Below are 17,487 nucleotides of genomic sequence, written 5' to 3' on the forward strand. Positions count from 1 at the left end.
GTTTTAGTAACTTAGATTACAATTTTAGCCCATCGACAGTGGTGGAAATGACAATTTTTAGGAATTAAGAAAGTGATAGGGGCTAAAATCAGTTTATTCTCGCCCTATTAAATAGGGGCCAGGGAACTATATATCTTCAGAATGTTTTTACAAAAACTACCCGATATTATGATGAACACTTTCTCACAATCGATTTATTGCCCGAATCTTGGGTGTCCCGAACCCCGCAATACCTTTGGGCGACAGCACTGTGCAGCTTGCTCCACACCTCTAATTTATCGACATTTGTGGGCGGTGGGACCAGATGTGGAGGAAGTGCCGCAGGGTAAAGCCATCGGCGATCGCTATTTGGCGATCGCGCCCCAAATATGGCTCGATAGCCGTCCAGATTTGCTTCCTAGCGTCCCAGAAGAACTGCCGGATGCAATTATGCCTTACCTCCACTTATATCCCCAAAGGCTTCATATACCTGAAGTCTACGGTTTTTTTCAACTGGGAGAAGCAGCCCAAACCTTCGATGTACTCTTGCTCGAAAATGTACCCATCACCACTTTTGGTCGCCTATATCCTTCTATCTTAGAAGCTTGGTCGAAAACTAGCGCTGTGCGACAAGTTTATTGGCTTTGGCAAATGCTGCAACTGTGGACACCATTATCGGAACAAGGAGTGGCTTCTAGTTTGCTAGTACCGGAAAATTTACGGGTGGAAGGCTGGCGGGTGCGGTTGCTGGAACTGCATCAGGGCAATTTTGTGCCGACTTTGCGGGATTTGGGAGATGTGTGGTCTGGGTTGGTGGAATCGGCTCAACCCCAGGTAAAGTCGAGACTGGGAGAAATTTGTCGGTTTATGCGCCGCAGCAGCATGAATTTTGAGGCGATCGCCCTCGAACTCAATGATTTACTGTTAGAACAAGCCGCCCAATTACCTTTACATCTAGATGTGTTTGGGATGACGGATACCGGACCTCAACGTTCTCAAAATGAAGATAGTTGCTATCCGAATGCTGCGGATTTTAAATTCAGCAAAATTTCTGGAAATGACAAATTGCTTCCTTATTTGACCATAGTTTGCGATGGGGTTGGAGGTCACGAAGGTGGAGAAGTTGCCAGTCAATTAGCGGTGCAGTCTCTGAAATCTTTGATTCAAAATTTCATGGCAGAAATCGCTGAACAAGATGAGTTGATGATACCGACAATGGTCATAAAACAACTTCAAGAGATTGTGAGAGTTGTCAATAATGTGATTTCCGCTCAGAATAACGAGCAGGGAAAGGAGTTACGGGAGCGCATGGGGACAACTTTGGTGATGGCTCTCCAGTTACCTCAAAAAATTAAGGTTGTTTCTGAGGATGTGCGATCGAATAATAGCCACGAACTCTATTTGGTGAATGTGGGAGATAGTCGCGCCTATTGGATCGCAGAAAATTCTTGCCAGCGGCTGACTGTGGATGACGATGTGGCTTCTAGGGAAGTGCGACTCGGACATAGTTTGTATTGGGAAAGCCAAAGGCGAAGCGATGCAGGAGCTCTGACTCAAGCCTTGGGCACGCGGGACGGCGATTTCCTGCAACCCACGATTCAGCGATTTATTGTGGAAGATGAAGGTTTGTTGCTGCTATGTTCCGACGGTTTAAGCGACAATGACTGGGTGGAGCAATCTTGGGAGAGTTATGGCCCTGCGGTACTTAAGGGCGAAATGTCTTTGGAGGTGGCCGTTGAGTATCTGATTAACCTGGGAAATGAGAAAAACGGCTATGACAACACTTCTGTAGTCATGACTCACTGTCGGGTGTCGCCGGAGAAATTGATCTTATTTCAACCGACTGAGGAGTCAGCATCGGTGTCGCCGTCGGTGTCATTGCCGATGTCAAGGCCGATGTCGGGCTCGGTGTCATTGAAGAAATCACTCTCGATGCCTCAAACACAGTCTCAGTCTCAACTTTCAGAATCCTCCAAACAGTTGCTGTACCCAGAAACTGCCCCCGCCGAGGAACCGGCTCAAAAACAGCCGGGATTCCAGCGTTTGCTCCCGCTACTGGGACTGTTGGCGATCGTTTTGGTTTGCGGTGGTTTAGGTTTGTGGGTGCGAAGCCTCCAAAATTCCGAACCAGTACCGGGTCAACTTCCGCCACCGCCGGAAAGTCCGTCTGCTACTCCGTCGGAGCTTCCCTCACCCTCACCTGAACTGCCACCCCCCCCGCAGAGCACGTCACCTTAATAGTTAATAGTTATTAGTTAATAGTTATTGGTTAATAGTTATTGGTTAATAGTTATTGGTTATGGGTTATTGGTTATGGGTTAATACCAATTTAATAGGTTGTTAGTCAATAATTGATAATCAACAGTCAACAATCAACAATCAACCGTCAACCGTCAACCGTCAACAATCAACCGTCAACAATCAACCGTCAACCGTCAACAATCAACAATCAATTAATATGGAAAGAGGTTTAATGTGGCTGCCACTGCTAGCAATTTTTATTTTTCTGGCTTGGGCTGGATGGAACGAGTATCAAAAACTGGAAGCCTATCGCCTGTGGGCCGAAAAGTTCGATCGGGCAAAATACGATATTTATGCTGTACTAGGTCAGCAAGAAGATTGTTTAACCTGGGGAAAGCCTACTCGCAGTGGACCTGTGAACTTGCAAACTTTTTCCTTGAAAAATGTGCAGTCCCTGCAACTTTTAGTTAACGGCTCGGTGGTAGATTTAGAAAATCCGCCTAGTGCTGGAAGTCCGATATTCCTAGAATTTTTGTTAAAAGATACTAAAGATGCTGCTGCTGTCCAGGTTCCCTTTACAGAAATTCCTCTAGCGACTAAATGGTGCCAATATTTACAGCAGGAATTGCAGCGCTTTCTCTAAAAGCATTTTCCGGCGAGAATAGTCAACTGCTACGCATCTAAAATGTGTGTGGGTACAGGAGGCGAGAGGGAGAAAAAGGGAGAAAAAAGGGGAAAAAGGGAGAGGGGGAGAGAATTTGACTCTTTTTTAACCACGATTTTAGTAGACAATTTAAAGGCGCGACATCTTAAAATATTCCTGCTGCTGCTTTGATAACGGACAGGGATTTGAGAACGCGATTACCACAATTTGAACAATCTTGGGAAGTGTATTGAGGCGCTACAGCAACCACTGTTTTACCGTACACTTTGCCAAAATATTGCAACCCGAAGAGCAAACTGTGACCATGCTGCTGAGCTAATTGATTTAGCAAGCTTGTGGTTCTTCACCATGTTTCTTACTTGAAGGTCTTCATGGGCTACGAAATCGCTAGATTTCACTACGCACAACGCCGTTTTGATGGCGAAGTCTTTACGCTGCCTGCTGACCTTCAAGTGTTTTCTGCCTAACTTATTGATGGCTTTCTTGCGATTGCCAGAACCTTTCTTTTTCCTAGAAACTCGTTTCTGCAACCGTTTTAAAGCTCTTTCACTTTGACGAAGATGCCGGGGATTTGGGACTGTTCCCCCATCGCTATCGGTCAAGAAATGGTTTAACCCTACATCTATGCCAATGGCTTTACCCGTGCGAATCATTTCGTCAATGACCCGGTATTGCTGTGGCTTGCCTTTTAATTTGAACTCTAGTACAATCATGGGATGATTTTATCATGCTTACGAGCAATTGTGGCTATAAACTTACGGATTGCAAGAAATCTTTACACTTAAATTAAAGCCGTCCTCTAAGGACGGGGCTTTAAACCCAGCTTTTTGGTAAAGCTGGTAATACAACGCCTTCATTGCTAGCCCACAAATCTGCCGAATGCAAATACATGAATTTTTACAGCGCTATCAACAGGGAGAGCGGAACTTTGCTCACATTGACCTCAGTGGTGCTAGTTTAAGCGGTGTCAACCTGAAAGAAATAGACCTGACTGGTGCTAATCTGACTGGTGCTAATTTGAGCTGGTCAAATTTGAGTAATGCTAAGTTAATTGGGGCTTGTTTACGGCGCGCGGATGTCCGCAGTGCGGTAATCACAGGGGCGAATCTGAGTAAGTCTAATTTGAGCGGCGCAAATTTGGCGAAAGCGGATTTGCGTTTGTGTTGTCTCGAAGGTGCAGACATGAATTGGGTGGTGCTACAAGAGGCGGATTTGGGCGCGGCGGATTTGAGCTATGTGAAATCAGACCAAATTAATTTGGAAAGGGCTAAACTCGACGGGGCTAAGTTAATTGGGGCGGAATTGATGGAGGCAAATCTCAACCGCGCTAGTCTTGTTGGTGCTAATTTAACTGGTGCTAATTTGCGGGAAGCTCACTTGGTTGAAGCGAATTTGCGCTCGGCAATCTTAATCGGTGTAAACTTGATTGAAGCCGATCTCAATGGTGCTCAAATGCGATCGGCAAATCTAAGTGAGGCTGACTTGCACCGGGCTATCCTGGCTGGGGCTGATTTAACGGAAGCGATGCTGGATAATGCTGATTTGAGTAGAGCTAATTTTTCCGGTGCTTATCTGTTGAAAGCTAGTTTTAAAAAGGCACATTTGCTGCGAACTAACTTGCAACAAGTCTATTTGCTGCGGGCTGATTTGAGTGAAGCTAATTTGCGAAATGCTGATTTGCGGAAGGCTGATTTGAGTGGTGCTTATTTGATGGATGCGATGTTGGCGGAGGCGGATTTAAGAGATGCTTTTTTGATCGAGTGCCGTTTGATTCGGACGAATCTGGAGGGGGCGCAGCTTACGGGTTGTTGTATTCAAAATTGGCAAGTTCAAGATGTTGATTTGTCTAAGGTTGACTGCCGATATGTTTTTAATCAGTTTGATTATGCTGCAAAAGTTCCTGGTAATCGTTTTCCGGTGGATCGGGATTTTGAGTTGGGAGAATTTGGGAAGCACCATCAAGATGAAAGTTCAATTGTAGAGGTGTATTTTGCTGAATATCCTAATTGGAATGCGTTGGCTTTTACGTTGATACGGCTGGAGTTGGAGAGTTACGAACTGAAGTTGAATATTCAATTTTTTGAGTCGGCTCAGGAGCAGCATTTATTACGGTTGAGTGCGAATCGTTTGGTGAATGGTAAGATTTTGAGCGATCGCATTTTGGAGCTTTATCCAGATATGTTGAAAAAGGTTTTAGCAAAGGGTACTGCAATTTTGGGTTTGCTAGACTTGGCCGTTGCAGAAACCAATGGGGATGAGAAGTCAACATCATCACCGCCAACGCCACCAACACCGCCAACACCGCCAACACCGCCACAGGATATGTTGCAGAGAAGGCAAGAAATCTATCATAAAATGGTGCGCCAAATTTCTTTTATTTTGATGTCTCAGACACCGGATAAATTCACAGATAGCGTACAGCGACTGTTGGATTATTTGAAGCAGCAAGGTATCCCGACTGAACAGATTCAGAAAAAAGTAATTTGTCAGGCGATAGTGCAGCGTGCGAAGAAAGATGCTGGTTTTAGGGGACAGTTGTTGCACTGGGAAAAAACTGCATCGGATCGAGTTCGCTGTTCGATGATGGGGGAAGCGGTACGGTTGGCGATCGCACTTTTGTGGGAATGAATAAACATCTAGAAAAATTGTTGATTTTTTTAGATCAATTCCGGTTGTATCGGAATGATTTAACCGCGAAGGCGCGAAGTACGCGAAGCAAGAGAAGAGAGAGGATTTTATATTACTATACTTTTCAAATATATTAAATTTTAAATAAAGAGTAAATGTTCTACTACTACGGCAGAAAAAAGCAAATAGCCAAACATTACCCTTCTCCTAACTTTGATGCCATTATAGAACCGTTTGCAGGTTCAGCAGCTTATTCACTCTATGGAAATTATTGGCAGAAGGAAGTTATCCTGATTGAGAGGGATGAGGAAGTTTCTAAGATTTGGCAGTGGTTGATTGATGAGGCGACACCCCAAAAGATTAATAGCCTACCTGATTTAGCGGTTGGTGAAAAGAGTTCTGAGTTACTTCACATTATTCATGCAGCCACGAAAATGGCTTTTCACTACAAGACTATTAAAATAACTCCTGTTTTAGCTAGAAATTGGGAGATCAGTAAACGATACATGGCAGAAAATCTCTTCAAAGTTAAGCATTGGAGAATTATTAGCGGAGATTATACACTAGCTCCTGACCTAGAAGCAACTTGGTTTATTGACCCGCCCTATAAAGAAAATGCTGGTAAAGGTTACAGATATGGCAGCACACTGATTGATTACAATAAATTGGCAGAGTGGGCAAAGAAGCGGAAGGGAGAAGTTATATTTTGCGAAGGGGATTGCGGAGATTATTTGCCATTCAAGCCTTTACTAGAGCTCAAGGGTGTTGCAGGTAAAAGTAGCAAGGAATTTATTTATTACAAATCTCATCACAGGAGTTTAGAATAAGATAGCATAAACAGGTGCATTGCTGTAAATTGAATGCACTCAAGAATGAGCCATCAAAAACTTCAGATAGTTTAATTAAGTAAGTCCACCTAATTAAACGTAAGATACAGGTGGCTAAAAAGCTTGCTGTATGAGCATTCTTCACCTCGATCTTCTTCCTTCTACTTACTTAAAACCCAAGTTATGTATGAATAAAACTCAAAGTAAATTCTGAATCAGAAACCGGGTTTTTTACAAAAATCCTTGGTTACAGCCAGTAGATTAATGAAAAAACCCGGTTTCTTTAGCCTTAGCGTGCAAGTCATAGACTACTGACTACTGACTGCTGACTAATTACTGCTAACCAACTGATTTTCCTGCCGCAGATAAGCTTGAATAAACGGGTCTAATTCACCATTCATCACTTCTTGGATCGCAGTTGTTTCCACTCCAGTCCGAACATCCTTTACCATTTGATAGGGGTGAAACACATAGTTGCGAATTTGCTGGCCCCAAGCCGCCTCTACGATATCGCCCCGAATCTCGGCAATTTCGGACGCCCGCTGTTCTTTCGCAATCACCAACAGCCTCGATTTGAGCAACGTCAGAGCTTTTTCCTTATTTTGCAACTGACTGCGTTCTTCAGTACAGCGCACGGCCAAACCTGTAGGAAGGTGAACGATGCGGACTGCGGTTTCTACTTTGTTAACATTTTGCCCGCCCTTCCCGCCAGCACGGGAAGTGGTGATTTCTAAATCTTTTTCGGGGATGTCCAATTGTACGGATCGATCGAGAATCGGCATCACTTCGACACCGGCAAAACTGGTTTGGCGCTTGTCGTTAGCGTTAAAAGGCGAAATTCTGACCAAGCGGTGAGTGCCTTTTTCCGATCGCAAATAACCGTAAGCGTAGCGGCCGGCAATTTCCAAGGTTACTGATTTAACACCCGCTTCCTCTCCCTCGGAGATTTCGGTTAAATGTACTTTGTAACCTTGACTTTCTCCCCAGCGCGTGTACATTCGCATCAGCATTTCTGCCCAATCTTGAGCATCAGTACCGCCAGCACCGGCGTTAATTGTCAAAACCGCGCCGCTTTGGTCGTAGGGCCCTGATAACAACTGTTGTAGTTCCCAGGAATCGAGGTCGCGAGTTAACTCAGAAAGGTTGGATGTGGCTTCTTGAAACAAAGATTCGTCTGTTTCTAGCTCTAGCAATTCTAAGATAGCTCTGGCATCTTCCAAGCTAGTTTGCCAACCGTGATATTGCTCTAAGTGAGATTTGAGGTCGTTAAGTTCTTGGAGAGTTTCTTGAGCTTGGTTTTGGTCGTCCCAGAATGCTGGTTGAGCGGCAATTTGCTCTAAATCTTGGATTTTGGCGGATAGTGCGGGGATGTCAAAGATAGTCCTGAGTTTTACCCAGGCGATCGCACAATGTTTCAATACCGTGTTTGATGTCTAGAACTTCCACTGTTAGTTCTCCTATTTGTGGGGTTTTTTATTGATTATAGCTGAAATTGGGATATTTCAACAAAATGTTATTGCTTGTTCCTAATTAAATATACTGCGAACCCGTGGAATTGAAAGTTTTACCGCATTCGTGAGCACAGACATCCAACCTTTTAGAACAGGAAAAACTGGCTGTGAGGTCTTGACGAAACCAATCACTTTCTAACGCATCTTTAACAGATTGAGTTTTGAGAGAATTAAAGCCCTCTCCGTACTTTTTAAGTAAATCCAACATTTGCGGTCTGTAAGTATGGTTATAAACAGCGTATTTAGTATGGCTCACCCAACAGCAAGGCCAGAGTTCTGCTTCAAAACTGATGAAAATATCTTTACTGGCTTGAGTTTGACAGCTAATTTCTACATTGCGGTAGTAATTGTTTAGGCCGCCGTAGCTTTCTACAACTTTCAGAAATTCCCCTCCCTGTGGATTTTGATATTGTTCCAACGATGGGGGTTGGAGTTCTTCGCTGGCTGGCTTTGATGGGACAGGCTGAGTTGGTGCTGGTGCTTGAGAGGTTTCGATAGCTATAGCTTGATACCAAGCATAATTTGCTTTTTCTGGTTGTCCCAACTGCGTCAACACTTTAGCTAAATTGCGATAAGCTCCTGCAAAATTGGGTTTAAGCTCGATCGCCTTTTGGTAATAAGCACTAGCTGGCTGCCACTGTTGCTGTTGAGCATAAAGACTGCCGACGTTGGCATAAACTTCGGGAAAATTAGGCTGAATTTGCAGCGCTTTAGAATAACAGTCTGCTGCTGCTTGCATCCGCCCCAAACCTTGAACAGCGTTGCCTAAAGTTTTGTAGGCCGCTGCAAAATCCGGTTGAATTTTTAGGGCTTGTTGGCTGGCTGCGATCGCCTCTGAGAGCTGTCCTTGTCTCAAACAGTCCTCCGCTTGTTGGTGCAACTCAACAGCCGTCTGTGCTTGATTTTGAGGGGCTGACACCTTAGTTGTTGCTGATGTATTTTGGTGATAATTATTAGCATCTACTTCAGAGTTTTCTGCCTGCCGATCGTGTTGAGTTTCCGACTGTTTGGCAAACAGTTCTTTCGCCACAAAACGAGAGGTAGCTTTCGGTACAAACTCGGCAAATCCTAATTCTTCAGCTAAAGCGCGAGCCGATTCTACTTGATGTTGGTTGTGTTCAAAAATTAAGTAATGCCAGACAGCTTTTCCGCCAGCTTGGATGAAGGCATTAACCGACTGCATTATCTTATCCCAGTTAGTATTTTTGCGGTAAATGCTGTTAGTATCTGCCAAGCCATCGATACTAAAAGTTACGCTGTCGTTTACTCCCGTCATCGCCTTTGCCAGGGCTTGCCACCATTGGGGATTACGTCCGCTACCGTTAGTATAAAGCCCGATTTGAGGAACGCCCATGCGGTGCCAATATTCGATCGCCCCAATGGTAGTATTGCTAGTCATAGCATCGCCGTAATTGCCACACATATATACCAAATCCAACTGAGAGCAAAACTCTTTTGGGAAAATTCTCTCAATATCCTCCATCTTTAATTCTGCCATCGGTAAAATCGGGTTGTCAGTGCGGGGACACTGCGGGCAAGCGGCATTGCATCGGGAGGTAATTTCTACGCTGACTCTCCTAATATCTTCATATTTTAAGTACATGACTTTTTCCCAATTGATTTTTTATTAATTCTGAAAACAGACGCGATGCTCTCTATCTTAGTTCCCCAGCTTAATAAACATTAAAAACCGCGGCTTGTAAAAATCAAGCTGCGGTTTTTAATGTACTGTTTCAATTAATCCCGGCTGTTAATGGCAATCAGCAGTCGCAGAATAAAGATGAACAAGTTGATGTAGGTTAAATACATCGACAAAGCAGCCGGCAAATACTGGTCATCGCGGTAGCTGCGGGGCAGAATGTAAAAATCGACAATTGCAGCGCCGACGAACAGAAATACACCGATGCCGGAAATGCCAATTTCTAACCAAGTTGGGGTGTAGACGCCGAATAGAGATAGCAGAAACTGACCGCCAACGACGACTAACAAAGCAATGACGCCCAAACTGATAGTTTTGGTGAGGGCCATGCCGTCTGTTTCCGACAAGTTAGAGCCGATTTGGCGGGCGGCGATGAAGGTAATGCCGCAGCCGAGGGCGGCAAAACCGATGCCGGAGATGCCGACACCTTGGGTTCTGAGGGCTGTAAACACCAATCCGCTGAGGGTGTAGCCGGAAAGCAGGCTGTAGGTTGCCAGAAGGGGCAAGGCGGTGTTTTTGTTGCCTTGTTCGGCGGCACCACGAGCGACAAAGAATAGAATTAATTCTAGGACGATCGCAGCGATGAATGTGGGAAAGAAGATTCCGGGATAGTTGTGGATGACTCCCAGGCCGCCATAGGTGCCGATGGCAGTTAAGACGAGGCCACCGCCGACAAAGGGGAGGGCGTTGGCGATGACGTTAGGGCCTACCAGCGCGTGGTTTTTGGCCTCGCGCAGGGCTTCGCGGAAATTGCTGGTGTTGCTCACGAGGTTTGACCTACTTTTAGTACAAAATGGCTATCTATTATTTTGACATTTGTAACAATGAGTTTGCAAAACCTCTCAAAGTTTAAAGATTTGATAAAGACTAGGAGCATATTATGTACCGGATGGGAGCGATGGTTTATGATTTGTAAAATATGAGTATATTCTTTATCCCTGCCACCTTGGGAGCGAGACTGTCTCACACCACCAGCCAAGTTGAAGTGTAAAATTTGCTCCTAGGGTGGGAAACCTGACTTACCCAAGACCTCAACCCTCAAATTTCAAGGCGCTTCGATTTGGATGTTCAAAGGTGTAGACAGGGTATGCAAAAAATTAATCGTGAAAATATCTAAATCTAACCATAAAATACCAAGCAGGTAATGTCTAATGCCTACCTTTTTTTCTAAGATGTTTTTCAAGCCTACGGCGGGAATTGTATTAGCTTTAGCAACTGTTGTCTGCGGTGGTCAAGCAGGGGTGGCGCGCAATTTCCCAGCAGAACCTCAAAATTTGCTGTTGGCTCAGGTTGTTCAATCAACCCCCTGTCGAAGTTGCTCGAACCCGCCTGGGGGAACAGCCAGCCCGGTGCCTCTGCCGGTGAAAATTCCTGAGCCTTCGATGCTAGGTGGGCTGGGTTTAGTGGTGGGTTCTCTGGTGGTGACTCGTAGTCGGCGCCGATGGAAAAATTAGAGTTTTGAACCGCAGATAGACGCCGATAAATGCGACTCTAGTCAATTTAGCCGATCGCGTCGCGGAGAGCATTTTTAGTCATGGCTGCGATCGCCTGTTCGGTAGCTTTGGGCAAATGATAGTATTTGCCACCAGAAGTCTTGGCTAATTCCTTAGCAAAACCAGTAGAAATAAACTTGCTTTCGGTATCTATCACCAGCAACTGCATCCCTAGCCCGCGAATTTTGGCAGCAATTTCCAACAATTCACCCTTAATATCTGGCTTTTCTCCATCTAAAATGGGTTCACCCAAAGAACGAGCCAGAGGAATATTCCCGCGCCCGTCAGTAATGGCGACAATCGCAACTTGACCGATATCTCCCGATTGCCGCGCGTTGACTCCGACGCGGACGGCTTGAGTCAAACCGTGGGCTAGCGGGGAACCGCCACCGCAGGGCAACCTTTCCAAACGCTTGCGGGCCAAAGCTATCGAGCGCGTCGGGGGTAACAGCACTTCTGCTTGTTCTCCGCGAAACGGAATCAGAGCAACTTGGTCGCGGCTTTGATAAGCTTCTGTGAGTAGCTGCATGACAGCACCTTTTGCCGACTGCATCCGATTGAGAGCCATGGAACCGGAAGCATCGACGACAAATACCACTAGAGCCCCAGCTTTTCTGGCCAGTCGCTTCGCCCGAACATCTCCCTGTTCGACAAATACGCGACGCTTCCCTTCGTCCTGATTTGGCTCTTGCCCCCCCGATTGTAGGGGCGGTGCCCCTGTGCCCGCCCTGGGTTGGGGGGGGTTAGCATTCCTGTCACGGCGGGCTTTTTGATAGGGTGCGGCGGCTCTGAGGGTGGCATCAACGGCGATGCGACGGACGGGACCTTTGGGTAAGACTGGCTTGATGTAACGGCCTCTATCTTCGGAAAAAATGACGCTGCGGCTTCCCGATTTGCCTTGGCGGCTGGCATTTTGGGCGAAGAAAAGGACGCTGGGGTCGAGAATAACTCCTTCGGGGTCGAATAGAAATTCTTCGGGAATGTTCGTTTCTTCTTGTTCTTCGGGGGGTTCTTCTTCTTTGTCTTCTTCGTCTTCTTCTTCTTCCTCTTCTTGTTCTTGTTCGTTTTGGGGTGGTGGTGGCGGGGGAGGAGGAGGAGGAGGATTGTTTTCGTCTGGGGGAGTTTGGATGACGGTGGCGCGGGGTACGATGACTAATTCGACGGCGCGACGCAAATCTTCGGCGTTAACTTCTGTGCGTCCTTCGATAGCGGCGCAGGCTTTGGCGACTCGGACTGCGAATATTTCGGCGCGGTGTCCTTGTACTGCGCCGCGGATGGCTTCTTCTACTAGGTAGCTAATTTGTTCGCGTTTGATGGTGACATCTTTGAGCCATTCTCTGGCTAGGATGATTTGGGTTTTGAGGTTGTCGGTGTCTTCTGCATATTGGTTGAGAAATTGTTGGGGTGAGCTGGAGTAGGATAGAGCTTGGTCTACGGCTTGGACTCTTTCTTCTAGTTGAAGTACGGCATCGGCGGAAAGGGCGATGGCGATTCTGTCTAGTAAATGTTCCCTGAGTGGGCCTTCTTCGGGGTTATAGGTGGCAATAAATAGGGGTTTGCATGGATGTTGAAAGCTGATGCCTTCTCGTTCTATTTGATTTCTTCCTTCTGTTAATACTGTGAGTAATTGGTTGGAAATGTTGTCGTCTAGAAGGTTGATTTCGTCTACATAAAGTACGCCTCGATTTGCTTGGGCTAGCAGTCCTGGTTGAAATACTGTTTCGCCGAATTTTACTGATTGTTCGACATCGACTGAACCTAAGAGTCTATCTTCGGTGACACCCAAGGGAATTTGGATGAAGGGTGTGGGAATAATTGCGGTGTTGAGATTAGTATTTGTGGTCAGCGTCTCTTGCTGATGATTTTCTGCTAAGATATCTTGCCCGTGATTTTCTGGTGACAAGCCTGATAGCTCTTCTACCAGGGGTTCTTCTGGAGAGGCGTTGCAGAAAGAGTCTTTGACAATTTCAATGGGTGGTAGGAGAGAATGCAGGGCGCGGGCCATTACTGATTTTGCGGTACCGCGACGACCTGCGATCGCAACTCCTCCCAGTCCGGGATCGACTGCTGCTAAAAGCAGGGCTAATTTAATTGCTTCTTGGCCGACAACGGCTGTTAGGGGAAAGGCTGTCACGGTAGGGGTTGCGTAGAGGGCGGACATGGAAATAATTTTTTGTTAAAGATGTTTTGATATACTTATCATATATTAACTCTTATACCACTTCTTGTAAAGTTTTAACTTCCAGCGGTAAAATGACGGTGAATGTCGAGCCTACTCCGATTTCTGATATTAACTCTATATTGCCTTGCAATAGTTTTACCAGTCGCGATACTATGGCTAATCCTAAGCCTGTGCTGTCTGGTGAAAATTGTTGTTGGCTAGCTTCTCCTGCTTGAAAGAAAGGCTCAAAAATGCGATTTTTATCGGCGGGGGAGATGCCAATGCCGGTGTCTGTAATGGCGATCGCCCAATTTTCGGTTCCGACTTGACGACAATCTAATTCGATGCTACCAGTTTCTGTATAGCGAATAGCATTGCTCAGCAGATTGGTGATAATTTGTTGCAGTCGCTGGGAGTCGGCGATTACTTGTTTTGGAGCGCTGTCGCTAGTGATTGAGAGCTTTAATCCCTTAGCGTCAGCCAGGGGCTGCATTATTTCTACTACTGTATTAATGAGAGCTTTTACATTAGTTGGTCTCAATTGAAGTTGGATTTTTCCGGCATCGGCACGGGAAAGTTCTAGGGCATCGTTAATTAGGCGTAATAGTTGTCTACCGTTACGCAATACTCGCTCTATATGTTCGATGCCGGGGAGAGTATCTTTGATTTCTGGTTGCTTTTTTCCTTGACGCAAAAACAGTTCAGAATAACCGATGATTGAGTTGAGTGGTGTTTTGAGTTCGTGGGCTAAATAGGAGAGATTTTCTTGGTGGGTGCTGACTAGGCGATTGAGTTCTTGATTGGTGAGTGTTAACTGAGTTTGGATTTGTTGGAGTTCGTTCAAGCGCTGAGCAACATAACTGTTAAAACACTGGGCAATTGCTTCGTCTACTACGGAGTCTATGAGTCTAAAAGCTCTGACTACTTCTGTGGTGGTTCCTGCTAGTAATTCTGCTTCGATATGGGAGAATATGACTTGACGAAGTAAATGGTATTCCCGCGCTACTTCTGCTGGATCGTAGCCTTGTTCTGCTCGCAGGAAGCCGTGATCTAAACTGGCTTTGATGATGATTCCTATTTCGCTGTTTTGATATTGGGAAAGCACTGTTGCCATGGCCGCCAGCAGGTGAGGAATATGATTTTTGATGGCTGAGCGCGGTAAGGTGTCAGCACTTTCTATTTTCCGATCCTGGCTAACTGCTTCAATCCAGTTTTGGAGGATAGTGTCGGTTTTGTCGGTGAGCAGTTGGCTGTAATCCATGATGTCTGCGTGGGGGTGGAGTCTGACAGATATTGCTATTGTCTCATTGTAGTCGAGCGATCGCCCGATTAACATACCAAATTTTTGGCGATCGCCACCCTGCCAAAAGAAGTAGTTTTTTGGTGATTTTTGGCATCTGTTATTTCTCTCAATGAGCTGATTCAGAGTATTTATCACTACAAAATACCTCTTAAAGCCATTGACAAAATTACGGTAATGTAGTAAATTAGTTTGTCGCGATAATCATGTTAAATTAAAAATTTAGAATTTTGTCAGGAGACTAAATGGAAAACCTGCAAGCTGCGATCGCCACGGCAACTTTTATCGGTGTAATTTTGTTAGTAATGACCGAGTGGATACACCTAACAGTTGCAGCTTTTTTGGGAGCGCTGATCCTAGTTTTTACCCACGTTATGACTTTAAATGATGCGATCGAATATATTGGTCGCAGTCATGGAACCTTGGGATTATTCTTCGGAGTTATGGTAATGGTCAGGTCTTTTGAACCTACCAAAATATTTGAATATTTGGCAACTCAAATGGTGCTGTTGGCGAAAGGAAAAGGCAAAAATCTGTTGCTGGGGATTGTGGCCATTACTACCCCGATTTGTGCAGTTTTGCCCAATGCTACCACAGTCATGCTGCTAGCACCATTAATTCCGCCCATGGCACAAGAAGTGGGTGTAGATTTTGTACCATTACTAATTTTAATGGTATTTGTAGCTAACAGTTCGGGACTGCTGACAATAGTAGGAGATCCGGCGACATTTATTGTCGGTGATGCGATTAATATGAGCTTTGCCGATTACGTAATGAAATTAAGTTTGGGCGGCGCACTGGCAGTAGGAGTAATAGTCATTATTCTGCCGTGGTTGTTCCCCGAAATCTGGCACAAAGAATTAGACGATTTGGCAGACTTGCCACATCCTAAAATTAATCATCCACGAATTTTAGCAGTCGGCGGTTTAATTATAGCTTTCGTGCTGGTATTTTTTGTAGTGGGAGAGTCGCTACCGATGCCAATTTCACCAGCAGCCGTTGCTTTGTTGGGGGCGGCCTTGTCCATGCTATTAGCTCATCAATCTAAAATAGATTCCGTGAATAATATATTGCGGGATTTAGATTGGAGTACGCTGCTATTTTTCATGTCTATTTTTGTACTGATTGGGGGTTTAGAAAAAACCGGAGTCATTAACAGTATATCGGGAATTCTAGCAGTGATTTTGGGTAAGAATATTTTTTGGGGTTCCCTAGTTTTGTTATTTTTTGTGGGTTTAATGTCGAGCGTGGTGCCGAACATTCCGCTAGTAGTGGCGATGGTACCCTTGCTCAAACAGTATGTTGTTAACGTCGGGTTAGCCCCTGTGGAAGTGTTAGCTCCGGATTTTGCAGGGCAATTTCCTCTGGAAGTTTTACCGCTGTTTTATGCGATGATGTACGGGGCAACTTTGGGAGGAAATGGCACTTTGGTAGGAGCTTCTTCTAATATAGTCGCAGCAGGAATTTCTGAATTGCATGGCAGGCGGATTTCTTTTCAAACTTTTCTGCGTTATGGAATTCCTGTGATGTTACTGCAATTGGTAACGGCTGCTATCTATGTAACTATTCGGTTTCTGATTTAAAGAAGTAAGTTCGCTAAGGGATAGGGAGTCGAAACTTATGAAAGCGCTGCGGGTATCTGGGTATGATGTTTTTTTATTTGGTCTTAGTTAATTAAATTTTATGAATTTTCCCAGATTTGAGCTGGGCTGGTGACAAATATCTATTTCTCAAGACCTATTGACAAAACTCTAGGATTAGGCTTATAATTTTGGAGATGAAATTAACAAGTCAAGCCTAATCGAGTGTTACACGATCGCACAAATTCGTGTCACTGGAGCGGAGGAACCAATTTTCGGGGCGAATCTCTACAGAATTCAGAGCAAAAATTCAAAATAAAGATTGTAATTTTTGATTTTTAATTCGGGAAGAGAAGGACATCTCTCAGTCCTAGCCCGTCAGCTAACTTCGCAGGCATTGAGTAGAGACTGAAGAGTCAACTTTCTTTAACGAGATAGTTTTGCCTCATCAGTGTCTCCGGTTGGTATTGTTCAAGATTTCTTGTACCTTCCCCTGACTCTGAGGAAATTTGTAATGTTTATTCAACTTAACTTATCGGCGATCGCAGTTGCAGGAGTTGCAGCTTGGAAGCGGGCAAAACCAATGATGCTCCGAGATACTGTGTTGTTGCCTGGTGCAGGTTTTTTAGGTATTCTAATCCTGTGGTGGATTATTGCCAGCTTGAAAAGCGATTTGATTCCCACTCCCTACCAGGCGTTAATCGCTAATTGGGATTACATATTGCATCCATTTTATCAGCGTGGTCCTGGAGATTTAGGGATTGGCTGGCTGTTGATAGCAAGTTTGCGACGGGTGTTACTGGGATTTACACTGGGTGCATTGGTAGCGATTCCAGTGGGATTTCTGATCGGGATGTCGCCAGCAGCAATGATGGCGCTAAATCCCCTGATTCAAATCTTCAAACCAGTATCGCCACTAGCTTGGTTGCCCATCGCCCTATCGATTTTTAATCTAGCAGACCCCTCGGCGATTTTTGTCATCTTCATCACGTCTTTGTGGCCGACAATTATTAACACAGCCCTGGGAGTTTCTAGCGTTTCCAAAGATTATCTGGATGTGGCGCGAGTGTTAGAAATGCCACAATGGCGACGGATTACCAAAATAATTTTGCCTGCAAGTTTGCCTTATATTTTTACAGGTTTGCGAATTAGTTTGGGGATTGCTTGGCTGGTGATTGTGGCGGTGGAAATGCTGACAGGTGGCGTGGGAATTGGCTTTTTTGTGTGGGATGAATGGAGCCGTTTGAATCTGAGTTCGGTATTTTTAGCAGTGTTCGTCATTGGTTTGACTGGGTTGCTGCTGGACTGGGCTGTTGGCAAAATTCAAGAATTGGTGACACATAGATCGGTGAATAGTCATTAGTTAGTTGTCAGTTGTCAGTAGTTAATAGTTAACAGTGATTA

The 17,487-nt window shown here is 45.1% G+C and carries 12 protein-coding genes, 1 pseudogene and 1 riboswitch; of the genes and pseudogenes, 7 read left to right on the plus strand and 6 right to left on the minus strand.

The window, feature by feature from the left end; genetic code table 11:
• Positions 1-141 precede the first annotated feature (141 nt).
• Positions 142-2,217: a protein phosphatase 2C domain-containing protein gene (locus P2A85_RS08675; RefSeq protein ID WP_377478726.1), complete on the plus strand. Its 2,076-nt coding sequence runs from the start codon at positions 142-144 to the stop codon at positions 2,215-2,217.
• A gap of 220 nt (positions 2,218-2,437) precedes the next feature.
• Positions 2,438-2,863, plus strand: a complete 426-nt coding sequence (locus P2A85_RS08680) for a hypothetical protein (protein ID WP_377478728.1) — start codon at positions 2,438-2,440, stop codon at positions 2,861-2,863.
• Between the two features lie 196 nt (positions 2,864-3,059).
• On the opposite strand, the pseudogene P2A85_RS08685 reads toward P2A85_RS08680, so the two are convergent.
• Positions 3,060-3,528: pseudogene (locus tag P2A85_RS08685) on the minus strand (RNA-guided endonuclease InsQ/TnpB family protein); the annotation flags it as partial.
• A gap of 235 nt (positions 3,529-3,763) precedes the next feature.
• Here P2A85_RS08685 and P2A85_RS08690 point away from each other — a divergent pair.
• Together P2A85_RS08690 and P2A85_RS08695 are read left to right on the plus strand one after the other, a co-directional pair.
• Positions 3,764-5,512: a pentapeptide repeat-containing protein gene (locus P2A85_RS08690; RefSeq protein WP_377478730.1), complete on the plus strand. Its 1,749-nt coding sequence runs from the start codon at positions 3,764-3,766 to the stop codon at positions 5,510-5,512.
• Between the two features lie 155 nt (positions 5,513-5,667).
• Complete coding sequence (locus P2A85_RS08695; protein ID WP_377478732.1) at positions 5,668-6,339, plus strand: hypothetical protein; 672 nt, start codon at positions 5,668-5,670, stop codon at positions 6,337-6,339.
• Between the two features lie 329 nt (positions 6,340-6,668).
• Here P2A85_RS08695 and prfB read toward each other — a convergent pair.
• The 3 genes from prfB to P2A85_RS08710 form a co-directional block, all read right to left on the minus strand.
• Positions 6,669-7,785 (minus strand): peptide chain release factor 2 gene (prfB, locus tag P2A85_RS08700; RefSeq protein WP_377478734.1). Its coding sequence is split into 2 segments (ribosomal slippage): positions 6,669-7,712 and positions 7,714-7,785, totalling 1,116 coding nucleotides; the frame shifts between segments, so codons are not numbered across the junction.
• Between the two features lie 84 nt (positions 7,786-7,869).
• The gene (locus P2A85_RS08705; RefSeq protein ID WP_377478736.1) at positions 7,870-9,453 is read right to left on the minus strand and encodes a tetratricopeptide repeat protein; all 1,584 of its coding nucleotides are present in this window, start codon (positions 9,451-9,453) and stop codon (positions 7,870-7,872) included.
• Positions 9,454-9,587: 134 nt separating this feature from the next.
• Positions 9,588-10,316 (minus strand): Bax inhibitor-1 family protein, encoded by a 729-nt coding sequence (locus P2A85_RS08710; protein WP_340524377.1) that lies wholly within the window; start codon positions 10,314-10,316, stop codon positions 9,588-9,590.
• A gap of 384 nt (positions 10,317-10,700) precedes the next feature.
• On the opposite strand from P2A85_RS08710, the gene P2A85_RS08715 reads away from it, so the two are divergent.
• Complete coding sequence (locus P2A85_RS08715; RefSeq protein ID WP_377478738.1) at positions 10,701-11,003, plus strand: PEP-CTERM sorting domain-containing protein; 303 nt, start codon at positions 10,701-10,703, stop codon at positions 11,001-11,003.
• A gap of 46 nt (positions 11,004-11,049) precedes the next feature.
• On the opposite strand, the gene bchD is transcribed toward P2A85_RS08715, so the two are convergent.
• Both bchD and P2A85_RS08725 read right to left on the minus strand, forming a co-directional pair.
• Positions 11,050-13,203 carry a magnesium chelatase ATPase subunit D gene (bchD, locus tag P2A85_RS08720; protein WP_377478743.1) on the minus strand — a complete coding sequence of 718 codons (2,154 nt, stop codon included), beginning with the start codon at positions 13,201-13,203 and terminating at the stop codon, positions 11,050-11,052.
• Between the two features lie 52 nt (positions 13,204-13,255).
• Positions 13,256-14,641, minus strand: a complete 1,386-nt coding sequence (locus P2A85_RS08725) for a sensor histidine kinase (protein WP_377478745.1) — start codon at positions 14,639-14,641, stop codon at positions 13,256-13,258.
• Positions 14,642-14,748: 107 nt separating this feature from the next.
• Here P2A85_RS08725 and P2A85_RS08730 point away from each other — a divergent pair, with 107 nt between their 5' ends.
• Both P2A85_RS08730 and ntrB read left to right on the plus strand, forming a co-directional pair.
• Positions 14,749-16,086 (plus strand): ArsB/NhaD family transporter, encoded by a 1,338-nt coding sequence (locus P2A85_RS08730; protein ID WP_377478747.1) that lies wholly within the window; start codon positions 14,749-14,751, stop codon positions 16,084-16,086.
• Positions 16,087-16,287: 201 nt separating this feature from the next.
• Positions 16,288-16,495, plus strand: a riboswitch (cyclic di-AMP (ydaO/yuaA leader).
• Positions 16,496-16,597: 102 nt separating this feature from the next.
• Positions 16,598-17,446, plus strand: a complete 849-nt coding sequence (ntrB, locus tag P2A85_RS08735) for a nitrate ABC transporter permease (RefSeq protein ID WP_377478749.1) — start codon at positions 16,598-16,600, stop codon at positions 17,444-17,446.
• Positions 17,447-17,487 lie beyond the last annotated feature (41 nt).

The organism is Microcoleus anatoxicus (assembly GCF_042465725.1).
GTDB lineage: Bacteria > Cyanobacteriota > Cyanobacteriia > Cyanobacteriales > Microcoleaceae > Microcoleus > Microcoleus anatoxicus.